The organism is Thermobifida halotolerans (assembly GCF_003574835.2).
In the GTDB taxonomy this organism is placed as follows: domain Bacteria; phylum Actinomycetota; class Actinomycetes; order Streptosporangiales; family Streptosporangiaceae; genus Thermobifida; species Thermobifida halotolerans.
The window spans coordinates 517,869-533,595 of record NZ_CP063196.1; the positions used below are offsets into that span (position 1 = coordinate 517,869).

Sequence of the window (15,727 nt, forward strand, 5' to 3'; positions counted from 1 at the left end):
CTCCGGGTGCCCGTCCGGCACCGCGCCCCGCGAAGCGCTCAGCTGTCGTAGAACACGCGCTCCATCACCGCCCGGGCGCGGCGGGTGGCCCGGCGGTACTCCTCCACCATCAGCTCGCCCGGACCCGCCTCGCTGTCGTCGGCCCGGTACCCCAAGGCTCCCGCGATCGCGGTGCGCTCCCGCAGATCCGTCGGAATGGAGTCGCCGCCCCTGCCGCGGACCAGGGTGACCGCGCCGCGCACCCGCGACGCCAGCCGCCAGGCCACCTCCAGCGTCGCACCGTCGTCGGGATCCAGCAGGCCGCCGCGCACCGCGGCGTTCAACGCCTGCAACGTCCCCGTGGTGCGCAGCTCCGGAACCGCGTGGGCGTGCCGCAACTGGAGCAGTTGCACCGTCCACTCCACGTCCGAGAGCCCGCCCCGGCCCAGCTTCGTGTGCAGGGTGGGGTCGGCGCCACGCGGCAGCCGCTCGGCCTCCATCCGCGCCTTGAGCCGCCGGATCTCCCGCAGCGCCTGGTCGCTGGGACCGCCCTCGGGGTAGCGGATCGGGTCGATCAGCGCCGTGAACCGCTCACCCAGCCCCGCGTCCCCGGCCACCGGCATCGCACGCAGCAGCGCCTGGCTCTCCCAGCTCGACGCCCAGCGCGTGTAGTAGGCCGCGTAGGAGTCGAAGGTCCGCACCATCGGCCCGCTCTTTCCCTCGGGGCGCAGCGCCGCGTCCAGGCGCACCGGAGGCTCGGCCGCGGGCAGTTCCAGCAGCCGGGCCAGCTCCCGCACGATCGCCCCGGCGGTGGCCGCGGCCTCCGCCGGATCGGCTCCCGGCAGCGGGTCGTGCACGTACATCACGTCCGCGTCGCTGGTGTAGCTCAACTCGTTGCCGCCGAACCGCCCCATCGCGATCACGCACATCCGGGTGCACGGCTCCGCGCCGCGCTGGTGGGCGACCCGCTCGGTCGCCGCCCGCAGCGCCGCGTCGATGGTGACCGACGCGATCGCGGTCAGCGCGTCGCCGACCCCGTCGATGTCGGTCACCCCCAGCAGGTCGGCGGCGGCGGTGCGCAGCAGTTCCCGGCGGCGCAGCGCACGCACCCCGGCCACCTGGTTCTCCGCCGTGTCGTGCCGCCGCAGCGCCGCGTTTGCCTCGGCGATCAGCTCGGCGTCGCGGCGCTGCGCGAGGTCGGCGTCGTCGGCGAGCAGCGCCACCGCCTCCGGCGCGCGCAGCAGCAGGTCGGTGACGTAGCGGCTGGTGCCCAGCAGGTAGGCCATCCGCTCGGCCACCCGGATGTCGTCGCGGAGCAGCCGCAGATACCACGGGGTGGTCCCCAGCGCGTCGCTGACCTGCCGGAACCCCAGAAGTCCGGCGTCGGGGGCGGGCGAGTCGGCGAACCAGCCCAGCATCACCGGCAGCAGGGTGCGCTGGATGGCCGCGCGCCGCGTCACCCCGGAGGTGAGGGCCTCCAGGTGGCGCAGGGCCCCCGCCGGGTCGAGGAAGCCCAGCGCCTCCAGTCGGGTGCGCGCCTGTTCGGGGGAGAGTCGCGCCTCGTCCTCGGGCAGCCGCGCCACCGCCTTGAGCAGCGGCTGGTAGAACAGCTTCTCGTGCAGGCGACGCACCTCACCGGCGCGCCGCCGCCAGGTGGCGGCCAGGTCGGTGACCGGGTTGGCGGTGAAGCCCAGCGACCGGCCCAGACGGCGCAGCTCCTGCTGGCCGCTCTCGGTCCGCGAGTCGGGCAGCAGATGGGTGCGGCGCAGCCGGTGCAGCTGGAGCAGGTGCTCCACGCGGCGTAGGAACCGGTAGGAGTCGGCCATTCCGGCGGCGTCCTGGCGGCCCACGTAGCCGCCCCTGGACAGCGCCTCCAGGGCCTCCAGGGTGTTGCCCGAACGCAGGGAGTCGTCACCGCGGCCGTGGACCAGTTGCAGCAGCTGCACCGCGAACTCGATGTCGCGCAGCCCGCCCCGGCCCAGCTTGAGCTGCCGGTCCACCTCGGTGTGCGGAATGTGCGACTCCACCCGGCGGCGCATCGCCTGCACGTCCTCGACGAAGTTCGGCCGTCCCGCCGCCTGCCACACCATGGGGCTGATCGCCCTGGCGTAGGCCGCTCCCAGTTCGGCGTCCCCGGCGATGGGGCGGGCCTTGAGCAGCGCCTGGAACTCCCAGGTCTTGGCCCAGCGCTCGTAGTAGGCGACGTGACCGGCGAGGGGGCGCACCAGCGGCCCGTTCCTGCCGTCGGGGCGCAGCGCCGCGTCGACCTCCCACAGGGTGCCCTCGGCGTCGGTCTGGCGGGGGATCTCCATCATCGCGGCGGCCAGCCGGGTGGCCGCCTCCAGCGCCGCGTGCTCGTCGGAGAAGCCGTCGGCGGGTTCGGCGACGAAGACCACGTCCACGTCGCTGACGTAGTTGAGTTCCCGGCCGCCGCACTTGCCCATGCCGATCACCGCGAGCCGGCAGCGCGCGGCGTCCTTCGGGAACCGGGCGCGGGCGACGGCCAGCGACCCCTCCAGCACGGCCGCGGCCAGGTCGGCCAGCTCGGTGGCGACCTCCTTCAGGTCCTGCACCCCGGTGAGGTCGCGTCCGGCCAGCCGCAGCACCCGCCGCCGGTAGGCCAGCCGCAGGGCGTGGGTCACCTCGGCCACGTCGAAGGCCGACAGGTCGGCCGTCGGCGCGGGAGAGTTCGGGTCGGCGCCGACCACGTGCAGCAGTCCCGCGCGCAACTCCTCGGCGTCGGGCAGGCGGGCGGCGTCGGCGCCGCGCAGCTCCCTCCAGTCGCCGGGGTGGCGCACCAGGTGGTCGGCGAGCGCGCGGCTGGCGCCCAGCACCCGGATCAGCCGGTCCCGCAGGTCCGCGTCGTCGAGCAGGGCGGTGCGCAGATCCGCCGCCTCCTCGGAGCGTTCCACGATCCTGCCCAGTCCCAGCAGGGCCAGGTCGGGGTCGGCGGACCGGCTGATGGCGTCCACGACCGGCTCGTGCGCGACGGGGTCCAGCCCCGCCTCCGTCAACAACCGCGCCGCGCGCGCCGCGTCGCCGAACCCCCGGCGGGCCAGCGCGCCCACGCTCATTCCCGTGCTGTCCCGAGTCGCCACACGACAACGGTAGCCCGCGCGGGTGCGGCGGGCGGCACCCGAGGGGGACAAACGCGGACCGCCCCGCGCGAAAAGGCGCGTCCACCGGGATGGACACTGGGTGCCGTCGGTTGTCCGTCCGCGTTCTTCTGGAGTGCTCCATGCAGTGGCTGCTGCTCGTCGGCGCGATCCTCGCCGAGGTGACCGGGACGATCTCCCTCCGGTTCTCGGAGGGATTCACCCGACCGCTGCCCTCGGTGGTCACGCTCGTGGGCTACGGAGTGGCGTTCTACCTGCTCGCTCAGGTGCTCAAGCTGGGCATGGGGGTGGGCGTCGCCTACGGCATCTGGTCGGCGCTGGGCGTGACCCTGGTCGCGCTCATCGGCGCCCTCTTCCTGGGCGACACCCTCACCTGGGTGCAGGTCTGCGGCATCGTCCTGGTGATCGCGGGCGTGGCCGCCCTGGAACTGGGCGCGGCGCACTGAGAAGCGGTGCCTCGCGCCCAGAAGACCGTGCCCCGGGCGGCGTGCTGCGCACAGGCGCCCCGGGGCTCACGGGGCCGACCGTATCACCCGTGGTGGCCGGTGAGCGGAGACGACGGAGAGGCGGCGGAAATCTCGGGGAAGCGGGGGCGCGATCGGTTCTCTCCGAGCGGATGCGGCCCCGCCCGCCTCCCCGAGGACTGCCGAACCGTACCGGCGAAGCCGCGGCCACCCGGGAACCGCGGGAGATCCTGGCGCCGCTGCTGATGACCGGGGCGGTCGGGACGCGGATGCGAGGAACGCGGCGGGGCCGCCCTCCCAGAGGAGGGCGGCCCCGCCCGAAGGTTCACCGCGCCCGGACGGTGCCCCTCGATCAGACGTCGTAGTACAGCTCGAACTCGCGCGGGTGCGGGCGCAGACGCAGCGAGTCGATCTCGACGGTGCGCTTGTAGTCGATGTAGGTCTCGACGAGGTCCTCGGTGAAGACGCCGCCCTCGACCAGGTACTCGTGGTCGGCCTCCAGGTTGTCCAGCACCGCGTCCAGGGACGCCGGGACCTTGGCGATCTCCGCGGCCTCCTCGGGCGGCAGCTCGTAGAGGTCCTTGTCCAGCGGCTCCGGCGGCTCGATCTTGTTCTTGATGCCGTCGATGCCGGCCATCAGCATGGCGGAGAACGCCAGGTACGGGTTGGCCGACGGGTCGGGAACCCGGAACTCCAGACGCTTGGCCTTGGGGTTGGGGCCGGTCAGCGGGATGCGCACGCACGCGGAGCGGTTGCGCTGCGAGTACACCAGGTTGATCGGGGCCTCGTAGCCCGGCACCAGGCGGTGGTAGGAGTTGACCGTCGGGTTGGTGAAGGCCAGCAGCGACGGGGCGTGCCTGAGCAGACCGCCGATGTAGTAGCGGGCGGTGTCGGACAGCTGCGCGTAGCCGCTCTCGTCGAAGAACAGCGGGGAGCCGTCCTTCCACAGGCTCTGGTGGCAGTGCATGCCGGAGCCGTTGTCACCGAACAGCGGCTTGGGCATGAAGGTCACCGTCTTGCCCACCGAGTTGGCGACGTTCTTGACGATGTACTTGTACAGCTGGACCCGGTCGGCCTGCTGGAGCAGCGTGCCGAACTGGATGCCGATCTCGGACTGGCCGGCGGTGCCGACCTCGTGGTGCTGCAGCTCGACCGGCAGCCCCGCCTCGATCATGGTGCGGACCATGCGGGAGCGCAGGTCGCTGTAGTGGTCGCTGGGCTCCACCGGGAAGTAGCCGCCCTTGTAGCGGGGCCGGTAGCCCAGGTTGCCGCCCTCGCGCTTGCTGCCGGTGTTCCAGGCTCCCTCGACGGAGTCGATGGAGTAGAAGCCGGTGTTGGGCTGGGTCGAGAACTGGACGTCGTCGAAGATGTAGAACTCGGCCTCGGGACCGAAGAACGCGGTGTCGGCGATGCCGGTGCTCTTCAGGTAGGCCTCGGCCTTGCGGGCGACGTTGCGGGGGTCGCGGCTGTAGGACTCGCGGGTGAGCGGGTCGTGCACGAAGAAGGTGATGTTCAGCGTCTTGTACTCGCGGAACGGGTCGAGGACCGCGGTGCCCAGGTCGGGCAGGAGCAGCATGTCGGACTCGTGGATCGCCTGGAAACCACGGATCGACGAGCCGTCGAACATCTGACCGTTGGTGAGGAAGTCCTCGTCGACCCTTTCGGCCGGGATCGTCACGTGGTGGACGCCACCGAACAGGTCGGTGAACCGGACGTCCACGAACTGAACGCCTTCTTCTCGGATGAAAGCGAGAGCCTCATCGGCGCTGCTGAACAAGATTACCTCCGTGCAGGTTCATAAGGCCGCGTGGGACAGGCGTCCGCCACATCGCGAAGAGCCACCCTCGCCACCTCCCGGCTACGTATGCGACGCTAGGAGCGGCCGATTTCCGACCCGTGTCTCATATGTTTCGTGGGTGTTACGGCGGAGGTCTTTTCCCGTTTGACCTCCTTCATCAACCTTTCTGCGGGTCAAGGCCGGGTAAGCCGGCGCACTACGGCCCAGTACGGTGAGGACATGGGCGAATCGAGAGGTCACGACGGTCCGACCGGCATCACCGACGGTGACAGCGGAGACGGTGCGGAGTTCCGTTACCGGGGAAACCGGCTGGACCGCCCCGAGACGGGACCGGGATCGGTTCCGGGCTTCGGCCGCCGCCTGGTCGCCGTCACCATCGACTGGCTGCTCGCGCTCTGCCTGTCGTCCCTGCTCTTCGGGGTCCCGTCGTTCTCCGCGGCGGGGGGCGCCGTCGCGTCGGGCGCGGCGGGATGGCTGCCGCTGCTGGTTTTCGCGGCCATGACCACGGTGTTGCTGATCCTGTTCGGCACCACCGTGGGCAAGCGACTGGTCGGCGTCCGCATCGCGGCGACGGGGGAGCGGGCGCTGCCGTGGCCCGCCGCGATGGTCCTGCGCACCGTCCTGCTGTGCCTGGTCCTTCCGGCCGTCGTCTACGACCGCGACCAGCGCGGCCTGCACGACCGCGCCGCCGGAACGGTCAACCAGAGGCTCTGAGCCGCGGAGGAGCCGAGAGACGGAACCGGCGTCGCCGGGACCGGTCCGCACGGTCCCGGCGACGCCGGAGACGTCTGGGGTGCGGCGCGTCAGCGCTGCTTGGGGCGCGGCATCTTGGGCATCTTGACCCCCTTGGGGATCGGGCCGCGCGGAGCCTGCATCGCCGGGGGCAGCGCCTTGAGCCGGTAGCGCAGCTCGGTCAGCTGCGGCTTGTCCAGGTTGCGGGGCAGCTTGAACACGCGCTTCTGCAGTTCGGAGACCTTGACCTGTCCCTCGCCGTTGCCGACCTGGACGTCGTAGATGGGGGTCTCGTAGGCCACGCGCATCACGCGCTTGCGTTCGGCCGCGATCAGCGACTTCAGCCGCTGCGGGTCACCCTCGCCGACCAGCACCACACCGGGGTAGCCCACCGCGCGGTGCACGACGTCCATGTTGCGGTTGGCGTTCACCCCCGGCTCGATCGTCCAGTTGCCGCGCATGTTCTGCAGGATCGCCAGCCCGGCGCCGAGCTGGCCGTCCAGCATCCGGTACTGGATCTTCTGCGCGCTCCGGGAGAAGGTGATCAGCCCGGCCAGCAGCGCCAGCGGAAGGCCCAGCAGCAGCGAGTACAGCCAGAAGCCCGTGAGGACGCCGATCAGGACGGCCAGTGCCAGCACACCCACCATGACCCCGACCGCGATCGGGATGCTCCTGGGGCTCTGCTGGTGCACGATCTTGACGACCATGCCGAACTGCTTGAACCTGCCGGGCCGCTTGGCGGCGTCCTCGCCCTTGGCGTCGCTGGCCGGGGCGGTCTGGGTGTCCTTGGGCTTCTTGGCCATATCTCAAGGATAGGGCGGGAAGGGGGACAGGTGGGACGGCGGCGGCTCCCGCCGCCGTCCCACCCGGGTACCGTCGACGCGGCCGTTCAGGCCGTGGTCGTCGCCTCGCGGCGCTCGACCGCCTGCCGGTACAGCCGTCCGGCCCGGTACGACGAGCGCACCAGCGGTCCCGACATCACCCCGGCGAAGCCGATCTCCTCGGCCTCGCGGCCCAGTTCCACGAACTCCTCCGGCTTGACCCACCGGTCGACCGGGTGGTGCAGCTTGGAGGGACGCAGGTACTGCGTGATCGTGAGCAGGTCGCATCCCGCTTCGTGCAGGTCGCGCATTGCCTGGCTGATCTCCGGGCGCTCCTCGCCCATGCCCAGGATCAGGTTGGACTTGGTGACCAGTCCCGCCTCGCGGGCGCGGGTGATCACCTCCAGGGAGCGCTCGTAGCGGAAACCGGGCCGGATCCGCCGGAAGATCCGCGGCACGGTCTCGATGTTGTGCGCGAGCACCTCGGGGCGCGCGCCGAAGACCTCGGCGAGCTGGTCGGGTTCGGCGTTGAAGTCGGGGATCAGCAGTTCGACGCCGGTGCCGGGGTTCAACTCGTGGATCTTGCGGACCGTCTCGGCGTACAGCCACGCGCCGCCGTCGTCCAGGTCGTCGCGGGCCACCCCCGTGACGGTCGCGTACCTCAGTCCCATGGTGCGCACCGACTCGGCGACCCGCAGCGGCTCGCCCCGGTCCAGCGCGGTGGGCCTGCCCGTGGCGATCTGGCAGAAGTCGCAGCGCCGCGTGCACTGGTCGCCGCCGATGAGGAAGGTGGCCTCGCGGTCCTCCCAGCACTCGTAGATGTTGGGGCACCCGGCCTCCTGGCACACCGTGTGCAGCCCCTCGCTCTTGACCAGCGAGTGCAGTTCGGTGTACTCGGGCCCCATCTTCGCCTTGATCTTGATCCACGGCGGCTTCTTCTCGATGGGGGTCGTGCTGTTGCGGGCCTCAATCCGCAGTAGCCTGCGGCCCTCGGGAGCGATGCTCACAACCGGCCTTCCTTTCGTTCTTCGCTTGTGGCGCGGAGTCCGTCGACGCGGCTCAGGCGTCGACGAACTCGGGGAGCACGGGCACGCCCTCGGCCCGGCGGTGGCCGGACGCGCCGAGCGCCCTGGTCAGGTGCCGTTCGGTCGCTTCCAGGATGTCGCCTACCCCGACGTCGCGGCCCAGTTCGGCCGACAGGGAGGTGACACCCGCGTCGGAGATGCCGCAGGGGACGATCCGGTCGAACCATGACAGGTCGTTGTTGCAGTTCACCGCGAACCCGTGCATCGTCACGCCCTTGGAGACCCGGCAGCCGATCGCGGCGACCTTGCGTTCGGGCAGGCCCCGTTCGGGGTCGGCGGCGAGCCACACGCCGGTGCGGCCCTCGACCCGGATGCCGGCGAGACCGAACTCGCCGATCACCCCGATGATGGCCTCCTCCAGCATCCGCACGTAGGCGACGACGTCCAACGGAGCGGACAGCTTGACGATGGGATAGGCGGTGAGCTGGCCGGGGCCGTGCCAGGTGATCCTGCCGCCGCGGTCGATGTCGACGATCGGGGCGCCCGGGTCGGTCAGCGGACGGTCCCAGGGGCCGGTCCGCTTGCCCGCGGTGTAGACGGGCTCGTGTTCCAGAAGCAGCACGGTGTCCGGCAGTTGATCGGCGACGCGGCGCCTGTGGAGCTGCCGCTGGAGTTCCCAGCCCGCCTCGTAGGGGACCGGTGCCTCGCCCAACCACTGATACAGGAGCTCACTCACGTCCCCACCTTACGCGCTGCCCGAGATCTCCGGGGATTCGCGGGGACGGCCGCACTCCGGTCGGTGCGCGCCACCGGTCCGACCGGACGACTTTCGGGGAAGCACTCCCTTCTGCCACAGTCAGTGATAACCTGATTACATCGCGCTTGGCGGGCATGGCGCCGACAAGCGCGCCCCGGCGCCGGGGGAGCGGCTGCCGGGACACAGAAACCTTGGTGGTGGGGATCACCAGGGATGATGGTGGGGTATGCGGTGGGGCGACACCCGAACAGGTGTCGCCCCACCGTGCGTCTGCGGCCGGTCCCGACGCAGACTCCCCGTGAGGGGAGCCCACCGCGGGGACCGGCCGGTGGCCGTCCTGCTAGTCCAGACCCAGTTCGGCCTCGAAGGAGCCCTCCTCCAGGCGCTCCTTGACACTGGTGAGGAAGCGCGCGGCGTCGGCGCCGTCGATGAGTCGGTGGTCGTAGCTCAGCGACAGGTACGCCATCGAGCGGACCGTGATGACCTCGCCGAGCTGCGGGTCCTCGACCACCACCGGGCGCTTGACCACGGTGCCGGTGCTCAGGATGCCCACCTGCGGCTGGTTGATGATCGGCGTCTCCAGCAGTGCGCCGTTCGCCCCGCTGTCGACCAGGGTGAACGTGCCGCCGCTGAGCTCGTCGGGACCGAGCCGGGCGGTGTGCGCGCGCTCGCTCAGGTCGGCGATCTTGCGGGCCAGACCGCCCAGGTTGAGGTCGCCGGCGTCCTTGATCACCGGAGCCAGCATGCCCCGCTCGGTGTCCACCGACACCGCGAGGTTCTCGATGCTGTGATAGGTGACCTCGGTCCCCTCGATGACGGCGTTGAGCTTGGGGTTGGCCTTCAACGCCTCGATCGTGGCCAGCGCGAAGAACGGGAAGAAGCCCAGCTCCACGCCCTCGACGGCGGCGAACTGAGCGGCGGCCTGCTCCCGCAGTCGGGCGATCCTGGTGACGTCGACCTCGATCACCTGGGTGAGCTGGGCGGAGGTGCGCAGCGACTCGACCATCTGCTCGGCGATGGTCTGCCGCAGCCGCGACATCGTCTCGGTGCGTCCGCGCAGGGTGGTGTCGGCGGCCGCGCGGCGCGGCGCGGGAGCCGTGGCGGGAGCGGGTCCGGCGGCGGCGCGCTGCTGCTGCTCGCGCCTGCGCCGGGCGGCCTCCAGGACGTCCTGCTTGCGGATGCGGCCACCCACGCCGGTGCCCTTCACCGAGGACAGGTCCACGCCCTCCTGGGCGGCGAGCTTGCGCACCAGCGGGGTCACGTACCCCTCGCTGGTCGCGTCGGTGCCCGAGACCTGACCGGTGCCGCTCAGCGTCCCCAGGTCCACCGTCGGAGTCTCCTCCTCGCGGGTGCGGCGGGCCTGCGCGGCGGGAGCGGGAGCGGGCTGCGCAGCGGGCTCCGGCCGCGGAGCGGGGGCGGGCTCGGGCGCGGCCTGCGGTGCGGGCTCCGGCTCCGGTTCCGGCTCGGGTGCGGCCTCGGCCTCGGGCTCGGGTTCGGCCGCGGGGGCCTCCTCCTGCGGCGCGGGAGCCTCGTCGGCACCGCCGATGATCGCGATCTGGGCCCCCACCTCGACCGTCTCGTCCTCACTGACCAGGATCTTGGTCAGCACGCCGGAGACGGGGGAGGGGATCTCGGTGTCGACCTTGTCGGTCGAGACCTCAAGAAGCGGCTCGTCGACCTCGACGGTGTCGCCTTCCTTCTTGAGCCATTGGGTGACGGTGCCCTCGGAGACGCTTTCGCCCAGCGCGGGCATGGAAACGGGAGTGGACATGGGTTCCTCTTGTGTGAGCGGTCGCAGGAACGGCGGAAACGGGGTGGGCGGGTGCCCGCGGGACCCGCCCACCCCCCGACGGCGGATCAGTCGTGGACGTGCAGCGGTTTGCCCGCCAGCGCCAGGTGCGCCTCGCCCAGCGCCTCGGACTGGGTCGGGTGCGGGTGGATGAGCTGCGCGACCTCGGCGGGCAGGGCCTCCCAGTTGTAGATCAGCTGGCCCTCGGTGATCAGCTCGCCGACACGGCTGCCCACCATGTGGACACCCAGCACCGGGCCGTCCTTGGCCGCGACGACCTTGACCGCGCCCTGCGTCTGCAGGATCTGGCTCCGGCCGTTGCCCGCCAGGTTGTAGACGAACTCGGTGGTCTCGATCCCGCGCTCGGCCGCCGTCTTGGAGGTGATCCCCACGGAGGCCACCTCCGGCTCGGAGTAGGTGACGCGGGGAACGCCGTCGTAGTCGATGTTCACCGGGTTCAGCCCGGCGATGTACTCGGCCACGAAGATGCCCTCGGCGAAGCCGACGTGCGCCAACTGCAGGGTCGGGATGAGGTCGCCCACGGCGTAGATGTTGCCGACGCCGGTGTGCAGGTTCTCGTTGACCTGCACGAAGCCGCGCTCCATCCGGATGCCGACCTCTTCGAAGCCCAGCCCCTGCGAGACCGGGCCGCGGCCCACGGCCACCAGCAGCAGCTCGCCCTCGACGGTCTTGCCGTTGGCGAGGGTCATGCTGACGCCGGTCTCGGTGGTCTTGACGCTCTCGAACGGGTTGGCCAGCTCGAACTTGATGCCGCGCTTGCGGAAGGCCCGCTCCAGCAGCTTGGAGCTGGACTCCTCCTCGGCGGGCAGCAGGTGCGGCAGGCCCTCGACGATCGTCACCTCGGCGCCGAAGGAGCGCCAGGCGCTCGCGAACTCCACGCCGATGACGCCGCCGCCCAGGATGATCGCCGACTTGGGGATGCGGTCCAGCCTGAGGGCCTCGTAGCTGGAGATGATCCGTTCACCGTCCAGCTCCAGGCCGGGGATGGAGCGCGCCTGGGAACCGGTGGCCAACACGATGTTGGCGCCCTTGTAGACCGCGCCGTTGACGGTCACCTCGTCGACGGCGGTCAGCCTGCCCTCGCCCTCGACGACGGTGATGCCGTGGGACTTGATCAGGCCGGTCAGACCGCGGTGCAGACCGCCGACGACCTTGTCCTTGTACTTGTGCACGCCGGCCATGTCGATGGAATCGAACGCGGCCCGGACGCCGAACTTCTCACTCTCGCGGACGGTGTCGGCGACCTCTCCCGCGTGCAGCAGGGCCTTGGTCGGGATGCAGCCGTAGTGCAGGCAGGTGCCGCCGAGCTTGTCTTTCTCGATCAGGGCGACACTCATGCCCAGTTCGGAGGCGCGGATGGCAGCCGCGTAGCCGCCGCTTCCGGCGCCCAGGATGACGAGGTCGAATGTGCCGCCGCTCTCACTCACGGGAAGGACACTCCTTGCTGGTTCTTTCGGTGTGATCGCACACCGTTGGCGAGCCCGGACGCGGCTCATGACGTCCGGTCTTGGTTATTCGGCTCTTTCGGAGAGGGACTCGGCCAGGCGAACGAGGGTGCGTGTCGCCGCGCCCGTGCCCCCCTTCGGGGTGTAACCGTGGGGCTGTCCCTGGTTGAACGCCGGTCCGGCGATGTCCAGGTGGGCCCACCTGACTCCGTCTGCGATGAACTCCTTGAGGAACACTCCGGCGCTGAGCATGCCGCCCCAGCGCTCCGCCGACACGTTGGCGATGTCGGCCACCGACGAGTCCAGGCCCCTGCGCAGCTCCTCGGGCAGCGGCATGGGCCACGCCGCCTCGCCCGCGGCCTCGGCGGCGGCCACCACCTGCTCGCGCACCGCGTCGTCGTTGGCCATCACCGCGAAGACGCGCGTGCCCAGCGCGACCAGTTGCGCGCCGGTCAGCGTGGCCACGTCCACGATCAGGTCGGGAGAGTCCTCGTGGGCGCGCACCAGCGCGTCGGCCATGACCAGGCGCCCCTCGGCGTCGGTGTTGAGCACCTCGACGGTCTTGCCGCCGTAGACGGTCAGCACGTCGGAGGGGCGCTGCGCGGTGCCGCTGGGCATGTTCTCGGCGATGGCGAGGTAGCTGACGACGTTCACGGCGGGACGCAGCTCGGCGATGGCGCGCATCGCGGCCAGCACCGCCGCGGCGCCGCCCATGTCGGACTTCATCCAGTCCATCGACGAGGTGGGCTTGAGCGACAGGCCGCCGGAGTCGAAGGTGATGCCCTTGCCGACGAGCGCGAGGGTCCTGGTCGCGTCGGGGTGGCTGTAGGACATGCGGACCAGGCGCGGCGGGTTGACCGACCCCTGGCCGACTCCGACGAGGCCGCCGTAGCCGCCCTCGGCCAACGCCCTCTCGTCGAGGACCGTCACGTCCAGGCCGCCGTCCCGGGCGACCTGCTCGGCGATCCCCGCCAGGTCCTCGGGGCACAGGTCCACGGGCGCGGTGTTGACCAGGTCGCGGGCCAGGCAGACCGAGGAGGCCAGCACCCTGGCGCGCTCGACCGACTCGGACGCGCCGTCGGCACCGCTGACCACGACCAGGGACTCGACCGGGGACTCGGTGGAACCGGTGCGGTAGCGGTCGAAGGAGTAGCCGCCCAGCAGCGCGCCCAGGGCCGCGGCGGCGGCCAGCTCACCGCTTTCGGCCGGCAGGGCGAGCACGACCCGGGACTTGCCGCGCAGGCCGCGCAGGGCGGCTCCCGCGGCACGCGCCACCGTGTCGGCGGACACCGACCCGCCGTCGGCGGGTGCCGGACCGAGGCCGACCGCGACCACCACCGGGGCCGCGACAGCGCCCAGAGCCGGGACGGTGCGCACCTCCTCGGCCGCTCCGGTGGCACCCAGCAGGGCCAGGGCCGCGCCGAGTCCGCCGGGGAAGGCGGAGTCGACGTCGTGAGCGCCCGACGCGGGTTCCGGGCCGTCGGCCCCGGAATGGTAGCCGACGACTACCGCGTCAGCGTCGAGCGAACGTGGGGACTCGGATTTGACTTCCAGCGACGTGCTCACGGTCTCGATGCTAGTCCTTGCGCTGTGCGGGCGGACACACACGTCCCAGGCGTGCCCCGAACTTCTCCGGGAAACGCCCGGGGCGCTCTGCGACGTCCGGGACGTGCGGGTTTGTCGGATGCGCGCACGCCGCGGGCGGACGGCGCGGAGCGGGGTGCGAGTGATCTTATGTGAACGAATGTGATGCTGCTTACAGAGCCGCGGCGACCACGAGGGCGACGCTCGCCGCGGTCTCGGCGAGCGCGCCCAGCACGTCGCCGGTCATCCCGCCCAGACGGCGACGCAGCCGTAGCAGCAGCGCGCCCGCCGCGACCAGGCCCGCGCCCACCGCCACCGGCCATCCCCGGTCCCACAGTCCGACCAGCAGCACGGCGCAGGTGACGGCCGCCGCCGCCGGATAGGGCACGGTCCGTGCCACGAACGCGCCCAACCCGTCCGGCCGGGCCGCGCCGACGGCGCGCGTGCACGCCCAGGTGATGGCCAGCCGCCCCGACAGTAGTGCCGCCGCCAGCCCCAGCGCGGCCTCGGCGATCCCGCGCTCGGCCAGCGCGGCCAGGGCCGCCACCTGCACCAGCACCGCGAAGACCAGGGTGACCACGCCGAACGGGCCGATGTCGGAGCGCTTCATGATCTCCAGCGCCCGCCCGGAGTCGGCGCCGCCGCCCAGGCCGTCGGCGACGTCGGCCAGCCCGTCCAGGTGCAGGCCCCGGGTGAGCAGCGCCAGCGCGCCCACCGCCAGCGCGGCGGCCAGCAGGGGCGACAGCCCGACCAGCAGCGCCCCCGCCAGCACCAGTGCGCCCACGGCCGCCAGCAGCACGCCCACCAGCGGTGCCGCGGTCATCGCCCAGGCGGCCACGGTGCGGTCCACCCGGCTCACCCGGACCGGAACGACCGTCAGCGTGCCCACCGCCATGCGCAGCCCGTCGGCGCAGTCACGGAACACGCCGCTCACGGCAGTTGCGTGACACGACCGGCCGTGGCCAGCACGACCTCCTCGGACTCGGCGGCGAGCGACTGGTTGAGCCGCCCCAGCCAGTCGCGGAACAGGCCGCCGCTCGCGGTCGGCGGCACCACGCCCGAACCCACCTCGTTGGTCACCGCCACCACGTAGGCCGCGCTGCCGCGCCACGCCGCCACCAGCTCCGCCACACGCCCGGCCAGCCGCTCCTCGGCGTCGGTGGCCTCCCCGGCCCACAGCCCGCAGTCCTCCATGACGCGGGCCAGCCAGGTGCCCACGCAGTCGAACAGCACCGCGCCGCGCGCCTCCGCCAGCACCGAGGCGGCGTCGGGCGTCTCGACCGTGCGCCACCACGGCGGGCGGCGCGCCCGGTGCTCGGCCACCCGCCGCGCCCACGACCCGTCCTCCTCCGGGTCGGGAGCCGGTCCCGTGGCCAGGTAGAGCACCTCGGGTTCGCCCAGCAGCCGCCGCTCCGCCTCCGCGGACTTGCCCGAGCGCGCGCCCCCGGTGACCAGCACCCGGTGGGGGCCGTGCGGACGCGACGGCGGCCAGGTCGCGGGCGGGCACCTCAGCTCCTGGCCGTCGGAGGGGGCCAGCGCCCCCCACAGCCGGGCCCGGCGGGCGAACTCGCCGGGGGAGTGCACCCGGTGGTCGCCGCCCACGGCCACCACGGCGGTGGTGAACCCGACGACCCCGGCCCGCCGCAGCGCGCCGATCGTCTCGGGTGACTCCACCACGTCCACCAGCACCAGGTCGGCCTGGTGGGCGGGGCGCGGATCGTCGGGATCGGCGTCCTCGGGAGGCTCGGCGGGCGCGCCGGGGCGCGCGTACAGCAGCCGACCGCCGTCCGCGCCGTCCACCCGCAGGCCGTACGGGGTCAGCACGGCCGAGTAGCCGTCGGGAGGCGGGTTCGGGACGGCGGAGTCGGGGGAGGAGAGGCTGAGGACGTTGTCGACGGTCACCCGGAGGGGGAGCCGACGACGGTTGACAGCCCGGTTGCAGGAGGCGCAACGGCAGTTGGGCGCGGGCCACCCCGCGGCCCCCGCTGTCCCGGCGAGACGGATACGCACGTCCGCTAGTTAACCGCATCCGGGACACCGCCGGACGGTCGAGCCCCGCATGGGGGCAGTGGGCCAATGCCGGGAAGTCAGGCGGGCAGGGCATTCCACCAGAGCACCTGAGGCGGCCCACCGCGGACGCTCGCCTGGAATGCCGCGCCTTCCCCCTGACTCTCCGGCATTGGGTAATAGGCTCCC

The 15,727-nt window shown here is 72.1% G+C and carries 12 protein-coding genes; 2 read left to right on the forward strand and 10 right to left on the reverse strand.

Annotated features, from left to right (window positions below):
- Positions 1–38 precede the first annotated feature (38 nt).
- Positions 39–3,053 (reverse strand): bifunctional [glutamine synthetase] adenylyltransferase/[glutamine synthetase]-adenylyl-L-tyrosine phosphorylase, encoded by a 3,015-nt coding sequence (locus NI17_RS02315; RefSeq protein WP_068692600.1) that lies wholly within the window; start codon positions 3,051–3,053, stop codon positions 39–41.
- Between the two features lie 164 nt (positions 3,054–3,217).
- Between NI17_RS02315 and NI17_RS02320 the strand changes: the two genes are divergently transcribed.
- A complete protein-coding gene (locus NI17_RS02320) occupies positions 3,218–3,541 on the forward strand; it encodes a DMT family transporter (protein WP_068692601.1) in 324 nt (107 codons plus the stop codon).
- Positions 3,542–3,911: 370 nt separating this feature from the next.
- On the opposite strand, the gene glnA is transcribed toward NI17_RS02320, so the two are convergent.
- Complete coding sequence (glnA, locus tag NI17_RS02325) at positions 3,912–5,336, reverse strand: type I glutamate--ammonia ligase (RefSeq protein WP_068692602.1); 1,425 nt, start codon at positions 5,334–5,336, stop codon at positions 3,912–3,914.
- A 240-nt stretch (positions 5,337–5,576) separates the two neighbouring features.
- On the opposite strand from glnA, the gene NI17_RS02330 reads away from it, so the two are divergent.
- Positions 5,577–6,071, forward strand: coding sequence for an RDD family protein (locus tag NI17_RS02330; RefSeq protein ID WP_084012706.1), 495 nt, complete (start codon positions 5,577–5,579; stop codon positions 6,069–6,071).
- Between the two features lie 89 nt (positions 6,072–6,160).
- Here the strand turns inward: NI17_RS02330 and NI17_RS02335 are convergent, their stop codons facing one another.
- The 8 genes from NI17_RS02335 to NI17_RS02370 all read right to left on the reverse strand — a co-directional run bounded on the left by NI17_RS02335 (position 6,161) and on the right by NI17_RS02370 (position 15,433).
- Complete coding sequence (locus NI17_RS02335; RefSeq protein WP_119267835.1) at positions 6,161–6,892, reverse strand: DUF4191 domain-containing protein; 732 nt, start codon at positions 6,890–6,892, stop codon at positions 6,161–6,163.
- 86 nt (positions 6,893–6,978) lie between these two features.
- Complete coding sequence (gene lipA / locus NI17_RS02340; protein WP_068692604.1) at positions 6,979–7,917, reverse strand: lipoyl synthase; 939 nt, start codon at positions 7,915–7,917, stop codon at positions 6,979–6,981.
- Between the two features lie 52 nt (positions 7,918–7,969).
- A complete protein-coding gene (gene lipB, locus NI17_RS02345) occupies positions 7,970–8,671 on the reverse strand; it encodes a lipoyl(octanoyl) transferase LipB (RefSeq protein WP_068692605.1) in 702 nt (233 codons plus the stop codon).
- 361 nt (positions 8,672–9,032) lie between these two features.
- Complete coding sequence (gene sucB, locus NI17_RS02350) at positions 9,033–10,535, reverse strand: 2-oxoglutarate dehydrogenase, E2 component, dihydrolipoamide succinyltransferase (RefSeq protein ID WP_369974927.1); 1,503 nt, start codon at positions 10,533–10,535, stop codon at positions 9,033–9,035.
- A 14-nt stretch (positions 10,536–10,549) separates the two neighbouring features.
- On the reverse strand, positions 10,550–11,929 hold the full coding sequence (gene lpdA, locus NI17_RS02355) for a dihydrolipoyl dehydrogenase (RefSeq protein ID WP_068692607.1): 1,380 nt from the start codon (positions 11,927–11,929) through the stop codon (positions 10,550–10,552).
- A gap of 84 nt (positions 11,930–12,013) precedes the next feature.
- Positions 12,014–13,513 carry a leucyl aminopeptidase gene (locus NI17_RS02360; RefSeq protein ID WP_068692608.1) on the reverse strand — a complete coding sequence of 500 codons (1,500 nt, stop codon included), beginning with the start codon at positions 13,511–13,513 and terminating at the stop codon, positions 12,014–12,016.
- Between the two features lie 190 nt (positions 13,514–13,703).
- Entirely contained in the window at positions 13,704–14,465 is a 762-nt protein-coding gene (locus tag NI17_RS02365; protein WP_369974926.1) for an adenosylcobinamide-GDP ribazoletransferase, read from the reverse strand.
- Entirely contained in the window at positions 14,462–15,433 is a 972-nt protein-coding gene (locus tag NI17_RS02370; RefSeq protein ID WP_243597590.1) for a bifunctional adenosylcobinamide kinase/adenosylcobinamide-phosphate guanylyltransferase, read from the reverse strand. Before NI17_RS02370 ends, NI17_RS02365 begins: the two co-directional genes overlap by 4 nt.
- Positions 15,434–15,727: the final 294 nt, after the last annotated feature.

Coding starts and splice junctions, on each gene's coding strand:
- NI17_RS02320 (WP_068692601.1), top strand. CDS start 3,218: ATGCAGTGGCTGCTGCTCGTCGGCGCGATCCTCGCCGAGGTGACCGGG.
- NI17_RS02315 (WP_068692600.1), bottom strand. CDS start 3,053: ATGAGCGTGGGCGCGCTGGCCCGCCGGGGGTTCGGCGACGCGGCGCGC.
- NI17_RS02330 (WP_084012706.1), top strand. CDS start 5,577: ATGGGCGAATCGAGAGGTCACGACGGTCCGACCGGCATCACCGACGGT.
- NI17_RS02335 (WP_119267835.1), bottom strand. CDS start 6,892: ATGGCCAAGAAGCCCAAGGACACCCAGACCGCCCCGGCCAGCGACGCC.